At 64.6% G+C, this 271-nt stretch carries 1 protein-coding gene; it reads left to right on the top strand.

What is annotated here, in order from left to right; genetic code table 11:
- The coding region (locus tag SB724_RS20240; RefSeq protein ID WP_410572650.1) for an nSTAND3 domain-containing NTPase at nucleotides 1–271 on the top strand (271 nt) is incomplete at both ends.

The following is a 271-nucleotide window of genomic DNA, read 5'->3' on the forward strand; positions in this document are numbered from 1 at the left end:
CCAGGCCCTGCAGGAACTGCTTCCTGTCGAGGCCGAAACCGACGGCGAGGAAGAGGTCCCGCCCACCGCCTTCGTCGAGGTTGTCCAGCAGGGTTTCCGTCCCCTGACGGAGGCGTTCGCCGAGTCCCTCCACATGGACCTGGAGCCCTTGCAGGAGATTGCGGAGCTCCTTGAAGAGAACCGGCAGCTGGTCCTTTATGGTCCTCCCGGTACCGGAAAAACGTACTTGGCCAAGCACCTCGCGGCCGAGCTCGCGGGGGACAGCACCGAT

It is taken from the genome of Bacillus sp. SIMBA_031 (assembly GCF_046535225.1).
Classification (GTDB): domain Bacteria; phylum Bacillota; class Bacilli; order Bacillales; family Bacillaceae; genus Bacillus; species Bacillus velezensis.